Source organism: Bacillus sp. FSL K6-0069 (genome assembly GCF_038007785.1).
Taxonomy (GTDB): Bacteria; Bacillota; Bacilli; order Bacillales; family Bacillaceae_G; genus Bacillus_A; species Bacillus_A mobilis.
In genome coordinates, this window is sequence record NZ_JBBOXN010000001.1 from 3309970 (window position 1) to 3327986 (window position 18017).

The 18017-nt window shown below is 33.4% G+C and carries 20 protein-coding genes and 1 pseudogene; 7 read left to right on the forward strand and 14 right to left on the reverse strand.

Annotation, left to right across the window (positions count from 1 at the left end):
- Positions 1-253: 253 nt before the first annotated feature.
- From MHB74_RS17005 to MHB74_RS17015, 3 genes are all read right to left on the reverse strand, one after another.
- Positions 254-766: a hypothetical protein gene (locus MHB74_RS17005; RefSeq protein ID WP_141658094.1), complete on the reverse strand. Its 513-nt coding sequence runs from the start codon at positions 764-766 to the stop codon at positions 254-256.
- Between the two features lie 314 nt (positions 767-1080).
- On the reverse strand, positions 1081-2457 hold the full coding sequence (locus MHB74_RS17010; protein WP_061679953.1) for a hypothetical protein: 1377 nt from the start codon (positions 2455-2457) through the stop codon (positions 1081-1083).
- 309 nt (positions 2458-2766) lie between these two features.
- The gene (locus tag MHB74_RS17015; RefSeq protein WP_000681199.1) at positions 2767-3354 is read right to left on the reverse strand and encodes a GNAT family N-acetyltransferase; all 588 of its coding nucleotides are present in this window, start codon (positions 3352-3354) and stop codon (positions 2767-2769) included.
- Between the two features lie 381 nt (positions 3355-3735).
- On the opposite strand from MHB74_RS17015, the gene MHB74_RS17020 reads away from it, so the two are divergent.
- The 3 genes from MHB74_RS17020 to MHB74_RS17030 are packed head-to-tail and all read left to right on the forward strand — an operon-like array spanning position 3736 to position 6566.
- Positions 3736-4290: a recombinase family protein gene (locus tag MHB74_RS17020; RefSeq protein WP_000904909.1), complete on the forward strand. Its 555-nt coding sequence runs from the start codon at positions 3736-3738 to the stop codon at positions 4288-4290.
- A gap of 19 nt (positions 4291-4309) precedes the next feature.
- On the forward strand, positions 4310-5761 hold the full coding sequence (locus MHB74_RS17025) for a Mu transposase C-terminal domain-containing protein (RefSeq protein ID WP_001178744.1): 1452 nt from the start codon (positions 4310-4312) through the stop codon (positions 5759-5761).
- Complete coding sequence (locus tag MHB74_RS17030; protein WP_001032575.1) at positions 5754-6566, forward strand: AAA family ATPase; 813 nt, start codon at positions 5754-5756, stop codon at positions 6564-6566. The genes MHB74_RS17025 and MHB74_RS17030 overlap by 8 nt, the downstream gene beginning before the upstream one ends.
- Before the next feature lie 65 nt (positions 6567-6631).
- On the opposite strand, the gene MHB74_RS17035 is transcribed toward MHB74_RS17030, so the two are convergent.
- The gene (locus MHB74_RS17035; protein WP_061679954.1) at positions 6632-7840 is read right to left on the reverse strand and encodes a hypothetical protein; all 1209 of its coding nucleotides are present in this window, start codon (positions 7838-7840) and stop codon (positions 6632-6634) included.
- Between the two features lie 488 nt (positions 7841-8328).
- Here MHB74_RS17035 and MHB74_RS17040 point away from each other — a divergent pair, with 488 nt between their 5' ends.
- A complete protein-coding gene (locus tag MHB74_RS17040) occupies positions 8329-9003 on the forward strand; it encodes a hypothetical protein (protein ID WP_061679955.1) in 675 nt (224 codons plus the stop codon).
- A gap of 84 nt (positions 9004-9087) precedes the next feature.
- On the opposite strand, the gene MHB74_RS17045 is transcribed toward MHB74_RS17040, so the two are convergent.
- On the reverse strand, positions 9088-9630 hold the full coding sequence (locus MHB74_RS17045; protein ID WP_061679956.1) for a hypothetical protein: 543 nt from the start codon (positions 9628-9630) through the stop codon (positions 9088-9090).
- Between the two features lie 72 nt (positions 9631-9702).
- On the reverse strand, positions 9703-9966 hold the full coding sequence (locus MHB74_RS17050; RefSeq protein ID WP_061679957.1) for a hypothetical protein: 264 nt from the start codon (positions 9964-9966) through the stop codon (positions 9703-9705).
- 186 nt (positions 9967-10152) lie between these two features.
- Here MHB74_RS17050 and MHB74_RS17055 point away from each other — a divergent pair, with 186 nt between their 5' ends.
- Together MHB74_RS17055 and MHB74_RS17060 are read left to right on the forward strand one after the other, a co-directional pair.
- On the forward strand, positions 10153-11283 hold the full coding sequence (locus MHB74_RS17055) for a site-specific integrase (protein WP_061679958.1): 1131 nt from the start codon (positions 10153-10155) through the stop codon (positions 11281-11283).
- Positions 11284-11365: 82 nt separating this feature from the next.
- Positions 11366-11920: pseudogene (locus MHB74_RS17060) on the forward strand (DUF3898 domain-containing protein); the annotation flags it as partial.
- A 240-nt stretch (positions 11921-12160) separates the two neighbouring features.
- Here the strand turns inward: MHB74_RS17060 and MHB74_RS17065 are convergent.
- The 8 genes from MHB74_RS17065 to MHB74_RS17100 form a co-directional block, all read right to left on the reverse strand.
- A complete protein-coding gene (locus tag MHB74_RS17065) occupies positions 12161-12508 on the reverse strand; it encodes a hypothetical protein (RefSeq protein ID WP_061678462.1) in 348 nt (115 codons plus the stop codon).
- Positions 12509-12887: 379 nt separating this feature from the next.
- The gene (locus MHB74_RS17070) at positions 12888-13733 is read right to left on the reverse strand and encodes an exonuclease (protein ID WP_061678463.1); all 846 of its coding nucleotides are present in this window, start codon (positions 13731-13733) and stop codon (positions 12888-12890) included.
- Positions 13734-13927: 194 nt separating this feature from the next.
- Complete coding sequence (gene cspB, locus MHB74_RS17075) at positions 13928-14128, reverse strand: cold shock-like protein CspB (protein ID WP_001179148.1); 201 nt, start codon at positions 14126-14128, stop codon at positions 13928-13930.
- Positions 14129-14344: 216 nt separating this feature from the next.
- Positions 14345-15244, reverse strand: a complete 900-nt coding sequence (locus MHB74_RS17080) for a WD40/YVTN/BNR-like repeat-containing protein (RefSeq protein ID WP_061678464.1) — start codon at positions 15242-15244, stop codon at positions 14345-14347.
- 16 nt (positions 15245-15260) lie between these two features.
- Positions 15261-15704: a flavodoxin gene (locus tag MHB74_RS17085; protein ID WP_001062768.1), complete on the reverse strand. Its 444-nt coding sequence runs from the start codon at positions 15702-15704 to the stop codon at positions 15261-15263.
- 141 nt (positions 15705-15845) lie between these two features.
- Complete coding sequence (locus tag MHB74_RS17090) at positions 15846-16466, reverse strand: acetate uptake transporter (protein WP_000070938.1); 621 nt, start codon at positions 16464-16466, stop codon at positions 15846-15848.
- An 86-nt stretch (positions 16467-16552) separates the two neighbouring features.
- On the reverse strand, positions 16553-16948 hold the full coding sequence (locus tag MHB74_RS17095) for an NUDIX hydrolase (RefSeq protein WP_061678465.1): 396 nt from the start codon (positions 16946-16948) through the stop codon (positions 16553-16555).
- On the reverse strand, positions 16945-17286 hold the full coding sequence (locus MHB74_RS17100) for an ASCH domain-containing protein (protein ID WP_061678466.1): 342 nt from the start codon (positions 17284-17286) through the stop codon (positions 16945-16947). The genes MHB74_RS17095 and MHB74_RS17100 overlap by 4 nt, the downstream gene beginning before the upstream one ends.
- Before the next feature lie 140 nt (positions 17287-17426).
- On the opposite strand from MHB74_RS17100, the gene MHB74_RS17105 reads away from it, so the two are divergent.
- Positions 17427-17984: a CatB-related O-acetyltransferase gene (locus tag MHB74_RS17105; RefSeq protein WP_061678467.1), complete on the forward strand. Its 558-nt coding sequence runs from the start codon at positions 17427-17429 to the stop codon at positions 17982-17984.
- The last annotated feature ends 33 nt before the right edge of the window (positions 17985-18017 follow it).

Consider the following 18017-nt stretch of genomic DNA (forward strand, 5'->3'; position numbering starts at 1 on the left):
ATGTATAACTTACATTAAGTAAAGATTTATATTTATATATTATATTAAAAATCCGATATGCAATCCTTAACTTTTTGGAATTTATATAATAATATTACTAATACAGTTATTTTGAGCTTACTTAAAACACTTTACTTGAAAGATTAAAAAAAAGTCATCTAAAATAGTAGCATAATATAAAAGATTCAATGAAAACCTTGATGAATTTCGAATTCGGAACAAGTTGTATGATTTCAAAAAAAGAGCCCTCGTATTAGGACTCTAGGAAATCTTCAAGATAATATCCAAACTCATTTACTAATGCTTTCATTTTTTCTAAGTCAGTGATTTGTCCATTTTTACATCGCAAAAATGCATTGTGGGCTAAAATTCCATATGCAGAGTACTTACGTTTTCGCATCTCTTCTACCATTTCTTTGGTTGGTAGATTAAAAATTCTTTCAACCTCCTCTGGCTTAATAAAGATAGAGTCATCGCCACATAAAATAGCTCGTACATTATCATCCAAAATAAACAACCAATCCTCATCCAAATAACGTGGATGACGTCTTTTAATCTCTGCCAATTCACGATATGTCATGGCTTGTATATCACCGTAATCAACCCACACATAAGTATTCTGCGTAACATCAGAATCATATGAAACTCTTCCCGATGTGCTGCACATTACTTGAATCAAATGATCATCGGAAAATGTTGAAACTCCATTCTGTTTTTGCTCTTCTTTCTTTGAGAACTCTTCCTCTTTCTGAATTATTTCTTTCAATTCGATATTCACCTTATTTTTCAAATCTGTTTTTTCATAACCAAATTCCTCTACCAATATTTCAATTAACTCTGCTTTTTTTTAATTTCTTAGATCTTTCATATTATTACCCCTCTTGTCTTTTATTTTGTCTTTTAATCTATGTAAAAAAAGCTGACACAACACAGCGAATAATACTGTTGCATCAGCTTTTGTTTCTTATATCGTGTTGTACCTATATTGTCTCATTTATTTATCAGACACTCAAATCGTGTGGTTTCATCTAAATTGGTATGATCCAAAATACCTAACAAAACACTAGAAAATTTTTCCGTTTAGTTACTCCCTTTCCATACACCATCTGCAAACTTTCCTGTATGTTCAACTTTCCCCTCTTTGTCATAAAGCGTGCCTTTACCGTCGTATTTTCCATTTGAATACGAACCCTCATATTCCTTCTTGCCGTTTAAATAGCTCGTGCCTTTGCCATGATATTCATCATTTTTATACTCACCTTCATACGAAAGAGTTGTTTCGTCTCTATACTCTTTTCCTTTTCCATTTAATTTGTCGCCTTTAAAAATCCCTGTACGGGAAACATATGTGTCCATAGGGACAGTTTTCTCTTCGGTAAAGACAACACCTGTATGTTCGTTCTCTCCCCAAGCTGATAGTATTTCATCATTTTTTTCTAAATAACGGAAAGATCGTTCTGGTAATTCATCTCCTAAGGAAGTAGAAATCACATCAATAAATAAAATTGGGTCATGTTCGTTTCCTTTCCCTTCATATTCTCCGTCTTTAAAGTATCCTTCATATGCTAAATAGGAAGGAAGATTGATGCCATTTGGAATAAATTGTTTCAGTGCATAGCTTTCTTCTGTTCTTTTGAAGCGCAATCCAAAATCATCAAAAAACCCTTTTTTGAAATGCCCTGCATAATATAAGTCATAACTGTTATATCCTTTTTTGTATAACGCTCCAATCCCATGTGGTTTCCCGTCCTTGATTTTCCCGAAATATAGGAACGTATCGTCGTCACTTGTTTCAAAGCTTAATCCAGAAAACCAGTGCTCTTGCTTCGCCATTTTTTCAGGTTTAATAGATTCTTTTTGTTTTTGAATTGTGTCTAATATCTCTTGCTTTTCTTTTTCAAAATCATAACCATTTTTCGTTTTCACTGGCGTTACTTTTTGTTCTTTTTCTTTTTGCTCTTTCTTTTCTTTCTCCTTTTTCTCCGTTTCTTTTCTCAATTTTTCTTCTGCAGCTAACTTCTCTTCTTTCTTTCTCTTTTCTTCTAAAGCTTTTTGTTTTTCTTCATTCTTCTTTTCTTCTGCTGCATCTTTTTTCTTCTTTTCCTCTTCTACTGCTCTTTGTTTATTCTCGTCTTCTTTTTTCAATTCTTCTTTTTTCTTTTGTTGCAACTCTTCTTGTTGTTTCTTTTTTTCTTCGGCACTTTTCTCTTCTTGCTTTGCTAAAACTGTCTCTCTTTGTTTTTGTTTTTCTATTTCATCTGCAGATAAGGTGTTTCCTGGCATTTTCCCAATGAAAAAACCGAAGAACATAAGAATCACGAAAGCTCCACCATAATAAACGCTCACCTTTTGGCGTGTTCGTTCACTTTCATCCCTCCAAAAAATCGCCCATTTTGGAAACAACAAACCAAATAAAAAACCTAATAGTGTAAGGAATAATAGGCCAATACAAAGCATTTGCAAGAACCCTTTGAAAGTCGAAATTATAAACATTATTGAATAGAACGCGAATAGGATGAAAACAAGTATAGCAATACTATAAAATTTGAGAACTTCCTTTCTTGTTTGCCGTTCAAGATTCTTCCAGAATAATCCTTTTTGTGGTTTTATCAATCTGTCAATTTAGGAGTTATTTTGCACCTATTTTAAGCGCTATTTTGCACTATGAGTAAATATAAAAAGCCCAATTTCTCATTAAAATTGAGAAATTAGGCTTTTTTCGTTGCTCCATTAAAGCGCCCTTTTCTGGAACAACAACATTTTCATTTAATGCTTTTTCATCCACTCTGATTTATTCAATATATAGTGATTATATAATTCATTTTCTATCGTTTGTTGACTCAGATAAGTAAATCCGCATTTTTCAATAACTTTATTTGATGAAACGTTGTTAATTAAAGCTACTGCGTTAATGACATCTAAATTTGTATTTGTAAACAAATAGTTAATCAATCCTTTAGACGCTTTAGTAGCGTATCCTTTCTTTTGAAATTCACTTGAAATGGCATACATAATTTCTCTATTCGGTGAAGGTAGCTCATCTTTAATGCCTGTACAGCACCAACCAATAAATTCATCTGTTTCCTTAATAAATACCCCTAGTTTTAAAAAATGACCATCTATGTTTGATGTATTTACAGCGGCATCAAGAAAGGCTTTATTTGCTGGTATTTCATAATTGGTAACCCAATCTACCCTTTGTTCTTTTGTTGATTTCCAGTCTGGCAAGAACTTAAATATTTCGGGTTGATTTGAAATTCTGTATATACTATCTGCATCTTTAATGGAAAACTCTTGGATATATATATATCCGCAATCTATTCTAAATAATCTTTCTGATGTTTTATGCTTCATAACTCTACCCCTTATAAGTCATATTTTCATTACTTCTTTTAGTGAGCAATCTTATTCCATTTAAACTCCCTTTTCCTTAATGATAATTATCTCAAAATTTAATTATTTATACAATCACTTATTCCAGAATATGGACCGATTGCGGAACAAAATTAAAAAAGCGCTTTTTATCAAAAAAGCAGCCTGCCAATATTTCTTAAACCCAATATTTGTTCCAAAACTCGTCCTTTTCTGAACACGCTTCTTTTTGATTTAAAAGAAGCGTGTTTTATTGTCTTATATGTAATAAAACTCTGTTCATTATTCTATGTTCAATAACCAATGTGTTTCTATCTTATGTTACAATGGTAATAGAGTAAAAATTAGAAAGAGTGATAATTGGTGTTAATTGGATATGCACGTGTATCTACAGGATTACAAAATTTAGATTTACAAACAGATGCACTAACTCAATATGGTTGTAAGAAGATTTTTCACGATAAAATGAGTGGAACAAAAAAACAACGTCCTGGTTTAGAGGAAGCAATTCATTATGCACGTGAAGGCGATACAATTGTAGTTTGGCGATTGGATCGTCTAGGACGCAACATGCAAGATTTGATCCAAATTGTGAATAACTTAAATAAACGTGGTATTGGTTTTCATAGTCTTCAAGAAAACCTAACAATGGATAAAAGTAATGCAACAGGACAATTGATGTTTCACTTATTCGCAGCTTTTGCTGAATTTGAACGTAATTTAATAGAAGAAAGATCGGCTGCCGGTCGAGCGGCAGCTAGAGCAAGAGGAAGGCTCGGTGGCAGACCAGAAAAGTTTGGATTGAAAGACATAGAAATGATGAAATCCCTAATTGAAAGTGGTACACCTATCAAAGATGTCGCAGAAAAATGGGGTGTATCTCGTACTACAATTTATCGCTATTTAGAAAGACAATAAATCGGAAAGGTGGTTATTAATGCAAAATGAACATCCTCCATTAACGGCTTATTCAGAAGAACAACGTCGAGAAGCAATGGTAAAGTATAAAATCATTGCGCCTTATCTTACCGATGAGAAAACATTAACTGTTATTATAAAAGAAACCGGTATTGCCAAAAGAACGCTGCAATACTGGATTCAGGACTATAAACAAAATGGATTAAAAGGTTTAATTCGAAAAACAAGAAGTGATGCCGGCAAAACACATTTAGAGCCAGAAGTTGTCGTGTCGATCGAACAATTGATATTGAAGTACAAAAGGAATTCATTAACGTCTATTCATCGGATGATTTGTGAGCAATGTCAGAAAAAAGGCTGGGAAAAACCAAGTTATTATCAAGTGCATAAGGTATCACAGTCCCTTTTGCCAAGCCTGAAGAAGTTAGCGCATGATGGCCAAAAAGCATACAACAATCAATATGATTTAATTCATCGAAGAGAGGCAAGCTACCCCAATGAAATTTGGCAAGCAGACCATACCCCATTAGACATTATAGTTTTAAATGAAAAAGGAAAACCAGAAAGACCTTGGCTAACAATCATTTTAGATGATTATAGCCGAGCAGTCGCTGGATATTTCTTAACTTTTGAAAATCCCTCTGCTATACATACATCTTTGGTCTTACACCAAGCAATATGGAAAAAAAGCAATCCCGATTGGAAAATATGTGGGATTCCTGAAATATTTTATACAGACCATGGGAGTGACTTTACATCCAACCATTTAGAGCAAGTAGCAGTTGATTTAAAAATTAATCTAGTTTTTTCTACAGTTGGTGTTCCAAGAGGGCGTGGGAAAATAGAGAGATTCTTTTTAACCATTAATCAATTGTTTCTGCAAGATTTACCCGGTTATTTGGGAAATCAGACTAGCACTTCACTTCTTACCATTAAAGAATTAGATGAAAAATTATCAAATTTCATTATAAGTAACTATCACCATAGGGTTCACAGTACAACAAAAAAAGAACCGATACAGGCGTGGAATAATTCTGGATTTCTTCCCAATATGCCTGAGAGTTTGGAAAGTCTTGATTTATTATTGCTAAATGTAGCGAAACCAAGGAAGGTTCATTCTGACGGGATTCACTTCCAAGGACTTAGATATATAGACACAAATCTAGCTGCATACATTGGAGAAACTGTCATTATTCGTTATAATCCAAGAGACATTGCGGAGATTCGAGTGTTTTATCAAGATAAATACTTATGTACGGCTATTTCCCCTGAAATCTCCGATTATACAGTAGATTTAAAAGAGATTGTTTCAGCACGAAATAAAATACGGAGAAGTCTAAAAAAGCAACTCGATTCTGGAAAAACTGTTGTAGAAGAAATTGCCTTGTCAAAGAAAAAGGATCTAGAGAACAAAATAAATGAACCTACCAAAAAGTCAAAGTCAAAGTTAAAGAGGTATTTCAATGAATAAAGGTCAAAAATTTATTGAAACAAAAGAATATAAGCGATTTGCCGAGTTTTGTGATGCATGTATCAAATATAAATATATAGGCATTTGTTATGGATTACCGGGTGTAGGAAAAACATTGTCCTCAAGGTATTATGCAAATTGGGATTCCATTGAAAAACAAATAGCTTATAAAACAGCAAATGAAATTGGCCAAGATGCAGATGAAAAAATACTTGAGGCTAGGACAATTTTTTATACAGCTCCAGCTGTACGAGCCACTAAAATGACTGACGAGATTCATACTATTGGAATTAGAATGAACATGGTAAGAACTATGTATAAAGTACTTACTAAGGGAGAAGAAGAAAAGTACTCCACTGACGCTTATGAAGATATCGACCTGATTATTGTTGATGAAATAGATCGCCTAAAAGTACAAAATTTAGAACAACTTAGGGATATCTACGATCGAAATGATATAGCGATGATATTAATTGGAATGCCTGGCATTGAAAAGCGATTAGCTCGATACCCTCAACTCTACTCTAGAATTGGATTTGCCCATGAATTTGATAAACTTAGTAAAGATGAAACCCATCATATTTTGGAATATAAATGGAGAGAGTTAGGACTTTCTATAAAGCTTGAGGACTTTTCCGATTATGAGGCAATAACTAGCATAATAAAGATTACTGGAGGGAACTTTAGGCTCATACAGAGACTGTTCACTCAAATTGAAAGAATACTCGAAATTAATAAGCTTGAAACAATAACAACAGAAGTTGTTGAAGCCGCACGAGATAGTTTAGTAATCGGAATCAAGTAAATAAAAACGCTATCGTTTTATATGATGATAGCGTTTTTATATTTACTTATAATGCAAAATATTACTTAAAACAAGCGCAAAATAACTCCAAAAGTGACATCTATTACCCCTAACTTTTTATATATACCCAACTCGTTCTTAGACGTTAAAACAATCAAATCAGAGCAAGATTCTCTCAATACGTTTACACGATCCAAAATAGCTTTTTGCACTGCATTATTTTTATTTTCTCGACTGTTTTTTGTAGTCTTAATGGCTTCAATATGAAACACTAACCTTGAATAGTCATTGTAATTCTTTACATTTTTCAATTCATAATTGCATAGTTCATATTGATCTCTTGTTATGTTTGCTGTTCCATCTAAAACTAGTACGTTCATTCCAAGTTTCTCGTACTGAATTTTTTCAGATATCATTATCTTCCTTCCTTTTATACCATTGAATGAATAAGTGTCAATCCTCCCTACCTTATCTTCGAAGAGTAATCTTTTGAACAACTTTAACTGGCGCATTTCCAATACTTCTTTCTTGTTTTCTTCTATGTTAATCATTTCATCTAATGTTGACAGTAATCGTTTAGCACTCCTACTATTTCTTTCCTCTATTGGAATCAATGCATTTGTAATAGATTCTTTATTCAACAATTCTTCTCTTATCAAATTGATAATATATGATCTATTAGCTTGAACTTCAAGTACATCCATATTTAATCGCCCTGCTAATTTGTCAAACCATTCCAGACCATTATTATTTTTTCCTAAATCCATATTAAAATCACTAGTAAATGGAGGTTTTTCATCAATTATCATTAATCGTTTTATTTTCTCCCCATTGACTGTATATGTGTTGTATAAATAACTATTTCCATAGCCAAGTGCCAAATTAACTAATCTAGAATGAGATATAATTACAACCTGTGTGTGTTGAGTTATTTTTTCGGCCTCATTTTTATTTTCTGCGCACACATAAACCGCTGCCCCTTCGCTATGTTCATTGAGTGCATTTAATATTTCTAATCCCATGCTATTTTCCCTTACAGCGATTAAAACTGGTATACAAAGAGCGTCTATTATTCTTTTTAACCAGCATGTTAAAGCTGTTGTTTTTCCATGCCCCATAGAAGCATTGCAAACCCACTTAACCATTTCTCTATTTAGATATGCATTTTCACATTTTATTAAAATTTTACTAATGTCGTTAAACGCATCTCGATTTATATTTTTTTCATGATCCTCTTTAAGATATTTGTACATTTTGTTAATATTGTTCACCATAAAATCCTCCTTTTTTGCTAGTTAGAGTGAATAAATAAAACAAAAAACCATCTTAATTTAAGATGGTTTTTTGTCTCAACATTATTTTTAATTAGCTTGCAACTATAATTATATAGAAGAAGACAAACCACACTCAAACCGTCAGGTTTCATCTAAGAATATTTATTTAAGCTTAAAAGTGATATTAAATAAAAGCGGCTTACCTTTCGAAACTTTGAGGCATTTATACAATGATCAAACAAAACAATATCATTAAAATACAATATAACGAATTCGAGAAGTATTGAATATAGAATTATCAGAACTACTTATATTGGTCGATGAGGAGGACGCTTAATAACAAAGCGTCTTTTTTATTCATAATATAAAAAAACTAAATGAATCCCTTAAAAATGTTATTACTTCAATATAACGTAATATTCCCCATTACTTTCTTGTGTTTATATACATTACATTTCGTTATAATTCATAATGAAAGGAAGATTTCGATGAATAAAATGCAGATTAGTTTAGACGATAACGGCCACCTAATATTAAGCTCTATATACAGATACGACTTTATTAAAATAAACTATACTAATACACTTTTAAATGACGTAGTTTTTATGTTTCGTACAATTATTTCAGAAACAGATGAAGATAAGGGAAATATTCTGGTGGATATTGTTGATGAAAAAAGAATTAATGCAATAAGGATTGCAGAACATACCAACTCATTTATTCACATCTTACAGGACACTAATTTTGAAGGAAATCATAAGGAAATAACAGAAACGATAGAATTAGTTAAATATGATTGTGATATGTGTAACAAAATTTGTACAAAACTAAGGAATCAAAGATATTATGATAATAGCAAAAAAGAAAAATGTGAACCTGGTGAAATCAAATACTTACTTTTCCAAGAATACGATACTGAAACAATTAACAATATATTCACCTTAGAATTAGCACCTATTTTTACTAAACAGTTAGATGTATGGTATTACGGAGAAAAATGCGAAGATTCTTCAAAAGAAGGAACACAAGATCAATTAAAATATTGGTACGATCTATACCTACGTTCTGAGTTTGAGTGGTGGAACGAGATTTTACAGTTCAAATACCTACCATCTAGAGATATGAAGCCACTTAAATATAAACCAAATTTCCCTATAAAGTAATAATATAGAATTAGAAAGTAGGTAGTTTTAAATGAAATATATCGATACTACCTATTTTCTAATTTTTTTATTATCATATAATTTTCAATCCTTTTCGTACCAGGTTGAATAATTTTCAACTTGATACCATACCCATTCTCTCCACTTTTGTTCTATCACAGAATCAGATGTATTTTGTTCAAACTCGAATTCTTCTGATACTTCCTGCATTGTGTTTGGATATATTGTAAATACTACTTTTTTCTTTTTCTTTTTATTAAGTAAGTATTTCATTATATAACTATTTTTTACTGATTCAATCGCATCCCCTACCGAGGTCCCACCAGTTTTATGTGTATCAACATCTTCTGTACTCTCACCTAGAAACGGTATATGCCATTTTCCCCAGCCACCATTTGTTCTAATAGTTCCACCAATATGCATTCTTTTGTCATTTTCGATTATATAAATAGTAGAACTTTCATCACACACACTAGGGTGTCTCTCTACATAAAAGTTTAAATCTTTCTTTATTTCTTCTATTTTTTTATCCTCTTTACACCTTGAACATTCTTGATCTGGCTCACTTAAAATATGGTTATTTGGACAAAGATTATACGTTTTACCATTGTGATTAAAAGTATTCATAACTATTCCTCCTTCATTATATAAAACTCTTATTTGATTTAATGTTTTTTAATATCAAACAGATACTTAAAACTAGAAAAATCTTAACTGCCTAACCTTTGTATGTATGATTTCACTTACCTTCACCGCGTCATTTCCCACAACAAGAAACTCATCCTGGTTTGAATCATTCTCTATGTAAGTTAGTAATTCTATGTGAATTTGCTCCTCTAAGTTTTCATCAGCTAAATCAATATACGATTCCAATTTAACCTCTCTCTTAGTATATATATCAATGTAATATCGTATTTCTTTGTCAGCCTGTTCGAATGAAATAATGTCTACTAGTTTTTTCATTTTAATTATCCCCTTTTTTATATAAAATATAGTTTTTATTTAATAGAGCCCATATAGTTCACTAACATCTATAATACCATATTTTTCTTTTATACTTTATCCCTATACAACAAGTGACCAAAACGTTAAAATACAGGTAATGGAAGCTATTATTTCAATGATTAGAACCTATAGGAGGTTTTAATTGTGAAAGGTAGCGTATTAGAAGATAAAAAAAGAGGAACTTGGTACTTTTCTTTTGATTTAGGAAAAGATCCGAATTCTGGAAAAAGAAGACAGAAGAAAAAGCGCGGTTTTAAAACTAAGCAATTAGCCCAAGAAGCGCTGATTAGAATGCAAGCCGAAATCTTAAATGAGGAATTTATTGATGTATCACAGATGACCTATGCTAAATATTTAGATGAATGGTTTGAGGAAAGGCGTATCTCACTTCAGAAATCTACGTATGAGATACACTCCATTTTTTATAGAAATGTAATAAAACCTAGGTTAGGACATTTCAAATTGCAAAAACTTGAACCCATTCACATTCAAAAATTCATAAACAATCTAGTAAATGAGACAGATTATTCATCACATACAATTCATTTAGTTTTCCGAATTGTTAGTGCATCCCTAAAAAAGGCTAAAACAATGAAGTTGATCAAAGATAATCCAGCAAATGGTACTACTTTACCAAAAAAACAACAGAATGAATTAAGCGTATGGTCATTAGATCAGATAAATTATTTTTTAAAAGAAGCTAAAAGTGTTCATCGCTTAACGCGTTGTTATATCGCTATAACAACTTCATTACTCTCAGGAGCACGCCAAGGCGAAATCATGGGCTTAAGGTGGAAAGATATCGATTTTGATAGAAATATTATGTACATTAGGCAAACATTGACTCAATCAGCGGAAATAAAAGTTGGTGCAAAAAACACCTCTAGCATACGTTCAATACACATACCTGGCAAACTTGCTAGCGAATTAAAATCACACCAAAAAATGATTTTAGCAGAACGTTCGTACTATGGAAAAGATTATGAAGACAATGATCTTGTAGTGTGTACTCGTACAGGTAAACCAATGATTCCTCGCAATTTACGCAAGGAATTCTATAATCTAACGGAAAAACTCGGCCTACCTAAGATACGTTTCCATGACCTACGTCATACACATGCAACGATGTTGATACAACAAAATGTTAACGTCAAATTGATTGCTGATCGTCTTGGCCATTCCAATATCGAAACTACACTTAATACGTATAGCCATGTTCTTCCTGACATGCAAAAATCGGTATCTGAAAAACTCGATAAAATTATGAATATATAAGCCGTACGTTGCCATTTTTGTGTCCACGTTTGATTATACATCCATTAACCGATGACGATACATGAATTTACGTGCACTCAATCCGTACATGCCTGAAGAAGGTATGGTCGAAGTGGGCGAACTAAAAATTCACCAAGCATCACACGCCCGCTACTTTGAAGACTTCTTAAAATTCGTCGAGTACGAACGCTCTATGCCTGAAATTATGAAAACACAAGTAATGGACATGGTATACGACCAAATTGAAGATGTATTTGAAGAAGGTACGGAAGAACGCGAACAATTCGACCAAGCGATGGAAGTATGGGCTGCTAGTCCGAAACGCGAAATTATGGAACAATTTTCAACCGAAGAAGTAATGGAAGCTACCGCTCAAATCGTCGAGCATGCTCCTGAAGTGGAATTAAAGCTAAAAGCAGACCATATCTCTGTAAAGGCCCTGCTCGCTGATTTCGGGGATCAAATACATATCGCAAAGGTAAATGACCGATACGTATTAATGATTGAGGCTGATACACTTACGTTTGAGAAAGGCTTCTCTCCAATTGAGTTTCTGAAGCCGGACGAGTTGCAAGATGTGATTGAGCGGATTGAGAATAAGCAGCAGTATTCTTATGATCCGAACGGGATCGAATAAATCCTTCCATATCCCTATTTTTACTGAGCGCTGTTAACAAGCGCTCTTTTATTTTGGACATAGTTGACAGTTATATAAAAAAACCGATTCTACTAAGAATCAGTTTTTCTGCTTTATAACAAAATATGCTTATTTTTAGTTCAACATGATATTTGTTGCAGAATCAAGTAGATCCCTTCTTTGTTGTACCAGCGTATTTCCATTAAAGTAGTCACTATGTATGTTGGTAAAATGAAAATTTTACTTTACTACCTCAAATTTATTATACTCGTAAAAAGATAATTGAAAACGATATTCTGGATGCTCTCTTACCCAATCGTAAGCTTCTTCTAAAATATCCATTTTGTTTTGTAAGTCATTCAGTTCACTACACTCGTCCCTTTTCTGTTTACACAGAGGGCAGAATCCATTCACTATTTTGGCACTCGTCGCCCTAATAGTTTTACTTTCTAAGTCAACTACTAGACGAAGAAGAAGAGAATGCTCTTCTTTTGTAGTCACGGTCATTTCAGCAATCCCATCCTCATTCCAAAAGACTCCATTTAATTCCATCTGTACGTTGACGTCTTTGATATCCAAGTCTATCACTATCACACCTCCCTTATATAAAACTCTTACCTTACTCTTCGATTTTAATCTTTATTACACCATGATTTAAAGATATATTAAGCGTTTTCCAATTCTTTTTTTTGCTATAAAAGGAAGTGTAATTAGTGCTAATAGTGTAGTAAATATTATCCCAAAAACTAAGACGGTTAAAATGTTAAAGGTTGCTTCCATTTAACCCTACCCTCTTTCATTACTATGAGTTCTTATCAATATATTTCTAATTTTTTACCATACCTTAATTTTCAAAGCAATTATAACAGCCCAATTCCAACAAATCCATTCCTACTTAATGTGAATACTTTATTCATCCATCAATACAATGACGTTAAATTTATATAACTAGAAATAGAGGAGAATGTCATTTCACCTCTACATTCTCCTCCATCTCAGCCAAATGCCTAATCAGCCTTTCCGCCTTTCTAACCGCCGTAGGAAAATGCTTTTTCAACAGTTCTATTGTAGATTCGCTTATATAGTATCTTTCCGTTATATTTTCCCACGTGTCACTACTTTCAAATGTACTCCAAATGAAAGGACGCTCTGTATTTTTTCTCATTTCTTTAAATACCCATTTGCGCATCTTTTTTTTCGCTTTTTCTGTTAGTTTTCCGTTCTCTACAAGTTCAAGTTCACCATGTCTTTTGTACCGTTTATGAATATCTCTCTCGCTATATACTTTAAGAAGTATCTTGGCTGTATTTTCAGCGTCTGCTAAAGCTCGGTGTTGCTTTCCTTCCCATGTTAAACCGAGCTGTTCTACTGCAAATTGTAAACTTGGTGTATGATCAAATAGTTCTTCATACGCTTGGAAAACAAATTTCTGTAAATCAAATTTTCTCTCTTTTTCCATACATGGGCATTCTACACCGTGTAACGTACAATCATGAGATAGAAAACGATAATCTTCTCTTCCCCACGAAACAAATAAAGAGTCTTCTCCGATAAACTGAATAAATTTCTCTATAATTTGCGGAAATTTCTCCACACCAATTAAATCTTCCTTTGTAATTCCCGTTAATTTTGTCGTATGACGAGTAAGACGTGCACCTGGTTTTACTAACTCCGAAAATTCTCCGATGACCTTCATTGTACTTGCTTCTATTTTTACAGCCCCGATATCAACTATCTCTGACGGATCGTCTGATTTATACGGCCTAAAATTTCTCTCTATATCAAACACAATAAAATGTGTAGCGTTTTCCAATTTATTTACCTCTTTCTACATTCCTTTTCACACACATACTCTATTTTCAGTATTTATTTATTCATTCATGCACTTTATGCATGAAATACTTCGTCTAAAAAACAAAAATTCAATCTCATTATGCTATGTACATGGGAGGCTATTCAATAAAAAATGCAAAAAAAAAGAAGGGCAAGCCCTTCTTTTTTCCATAATTACTTCTTGTTAACGTTTGTAGCTTGAGGTCCACGGTTACCTTGTTCTACTTCGAAAGTAACTTCTTGACCTTCTTCTAAAGTTTTGAAGCCGTCGCCTTGGATAGCTGAGAAATGAACGAATACGTCTTCTCCGCCTTCAACTTCGATGAAACCGAAACCTTTTTCTGAGTTAAACCATTTTACTTTACCGTTTTGCATTTAAAAAATCCTCCTACAATGTACCTATATGTACATATTCATTTTCAACCACTTTACAATAATACTTCAGACATTAAAAAACTGCAACCCCAGAGGAGATTTAACATTGCTATCCTCCTCGGAAGTTACAGCTCATTTAAATCTCTATATTATTAAAAGTAAAATGGTTTAGATATAATATATCATATCACTATAATAAAAGCAAAGTTTTTTTTGCTATATAACTTTTTTCTTCCGCTGCATTGCTTTTGATTCACCTGATCCAGCTACAACATAGCCCTCTTTTTGGTTAACAATGCGCCAGCCATGCCCTTTAACTGAGTCACATACTGTAACAAGTCCTTCTTCTAGGAGTACACGACAAACCGTACTAATCCCCGCCTTATTTTGCGTTGACGTTGTATATAGCACATGTTGATCTACACTTAAGGCTAAATAGCTACTTGCTTTCTGCTCACTTTGACATGTGTGCCAATATATTTTTTCACTATCAATACTTTCATCTATTTTACAAAAAGAAATATTCCCGCTACTCCCCTTGCACGACCCACTGGCTGCTACTATATAAGAATTGTGTAAAGTCAACGCTGAGATCATCTGATTCATCACGATCTTAATCCTCTTTAATTTACGTGTCTCCAAATTAAAGAGCCAAACACCACCATATTTAGCATGTATTTTCGTACCGATAAATAAGTAATGTTTATATAAAAATAACGATCGAATAGATGGTGCCTCGCCACCATACTCAAGAAATGGATGAATGGTTTCCCATGTCGAACCAAAATCATTCGAATGATACAACGTTTTATCTCCATGAGCAATGACAGTTCCTTGTACATTACTACACACATTCCAACTCGTTGCTTTTGTTGGAAAACGCTGCACCGTCCAGTTCTCTCCACCATTCATACTACGAATAAAAATCCCTTCGTCCCCTACACCATACACTACATTATCCTCGCTATGTAAATCCCTAATTCGTTTTTGAAAACCATTTAAAATTTGTTTCCATTCTCCGTCTTGTTCAATAAATAAGCCATTATATGTAGTAGCTAACATAAGTTTTCCATCTCTTAACTTTGTGATAGCGGTCGCACTTAGCATTGTCTCCACGTTGACACTCCCATTCTTAGAACTTCTCAGCAAATGCAATTGCAAAATTACTGCATTTTTCAACATCCTCTTCATCTTCTGGAGCTAGTTCAATTTTCAACCCTTCTTGTACAAGCTCTGCACCGCGTTCTACAAGTTTCTCTTCAAATATCGTTACCGCTTCACAAAACAGTTCATATGCCGTATCTCCTGATCCGAATACCGCTACTTTTTTCCCTGATAAATCTATATTATCTAAGTCATCATGGAAATCTTCCGCTTCAAATGGTAGCTCACCATCGCCCCACGTATAAGATCCTAAAATAATTCCATCATAGACTAACAATTCTTCTGCATCCATGCCTTCCATTTCTTGTAATACTACTTCATGATCAAAAGCATCTAAACTAACTTTAATTAAATCAGCAATACTCTCTGTATTTCCTGACATACTTGCATAAGCTATTAAAATTTTCGCCACTTCGGCATCCCCCTCTTACAATAAATGATTCTCATTCTCATTATATTAATAATGAGAATCAATTTCAATTATATTTTTATTATTTCCGTTTACTTCATACAAAAAAGCACAGATGACTATACAATCATCTGTGCTTTTTTATTACTTTTTAAAAATACCAAACGGCTTTCCAACTGGTAAAACAACTTTTCCGAAGTGTGTATTTAACACTGCTGCTGCTGAACCATAGAAAGATAATAATGAAATAAGAAGTTCAGAATATGCTGCTAAATTATGCATTGCATGCGGCATAACACCTAAAGTACTTAATGAAAGACCGATAAATAAGAAATCAATAAGGACGAAAATCATAAATAATACTTTATGTGTTTCCATTGCACCAATTGTCATAAAGATTGTGAAAATCAAATATCCGATAAAGGCTACCCCAAGCTGTTTTGAATCTGCAGCTTGTGCTAATTTTTCGCCAAATACTCCAAGTTGAATTAACCAAGTCATTCCAACACCTAACCAAAATAGGCCGTATGCACCGAATGCTGTTGTACCGAACGTATTGTTATGCTTTGCATCGTGAATGCACGCAAAGATTTGTGCGAATCCTCCTAAAAAGATTGCCCATGGTAATACAAGTGAAACGCCATCTGTTAAGCCTAACTTTTGAGATGATGCTACAAGTGTTACCATCGCTAATCCAAATAGACCAATTCCAGATGGATCTGCTGTTGTCATTTTCACATGATGTGTAGTAGTTTGATTGCTCATATAAACCTCCTGATTATAAACATACTCGAATACAATACTTAAATCAGAAGACTATGTCAATGGTTTTTTTTGTATGTTGTCAGACCTTACATTTTGTAATGATTGAAAATACTTCCGACCACTTCATACGGTTTTATATTCACTTTTTTCAACTCATGTATCGGCAACCACAATGGAATATAAATCCCTCTATCTTTCATCTCGAATTCCTCAGCTTCACCACTTCCGAAAACTCCATCTGTAATATAGGCATGATAATAATACTCCGTACCCTTATACTCCACCGTTGCAATTAGATGCTCCACTTCTATATGTACCCCTAACTCTTCATATACCTCTCGCTTCGTTGCTTCTTCAGGTGTTTCTCCTTTTTCAATTCCTCCGCCTGGAAAAACATAATATGTTTTCCCTTCTCGAATACGTTTTATAAGAGCAATTTTACCTTCCTGCACAATGATAGCCGCGCCGCGATTTCTTATCATTTTATTCCCTCAATACCAATCGCAACTGTTCCCCACTTTTGTTCTTGTTCTTTCGTATATATTTTGTATGTATTTTCTAGCATCTCCTCCAAACTATCATTTTCACAATCCAATAATTTTTTATCAATTTGTTCGTACATTGCTTTAAAACTTTCGTATCGTTTTATTTCCGTTACTTTTACAGTCATCGTTGCTGACGTCGTAAGGTTCGTAAATACAATATGATCTCCTTGTTTTATAAGCTGACGTTTTGTATCGTATAAACGTACTTCATATACTTTTTGTCCTGATTGAATTGATTGAAAAGGTTTATTATATAACCCCATTTCGTATATCATTCATTCCACTCCTTTTTTATTCGTTGCATCTACTACTATATTTGTGCATTACCAATTCATACAACACAGTTCGACTTATTCTAAGTTGCATATAATGTTCCATATCCATTACTTGCTTTAGAGAGGATGCTAAAATTGGTATGTTATATTTAAATCAAAATCCTGAATATAATAAATATGATATCGGTGATTATACTTACAGTAAAGTAGGTCCAACTATTTTTTCTTGGAATGATGAAACAAAATTAAAAATAGGTAAGTTTTGTTCATTAGGGGAAGAAGTCGTGTTCATACTTGGTGGTGAACATCGCGCAGACTGGATAACGACTTACCCATTTAATGCACTTTTTGATGAAGGAGCACATATTACTGGTCACCCTTCTTCAAAAGGTAATATCGTAGTCGGCAATGATGTATGGATTGGTTATCAATCCTGTATTTTATCTGGTGTTACGATTGGTAACGGTGCCATTATTGGTGCAAAGAGTGTCGTTACAAAAGATGTACCACCATATGCAATTGTAGCTGGTAATCCTGCAAAATTTGTTCGATATCGTTTCCCGCAGGAAATCATTGAAAAACTAGAAAATCTCGCATGGTGGGACTGGGATATTTCTGTTATAAAAGGAGCCATTCCATTTCTACTTTCCAACAAAATTAACGAGTTTTTTACCTCGCCCGAAAATGAATCTATATGATCAATACACATAAAAAGAGCATCCTATTCTTTT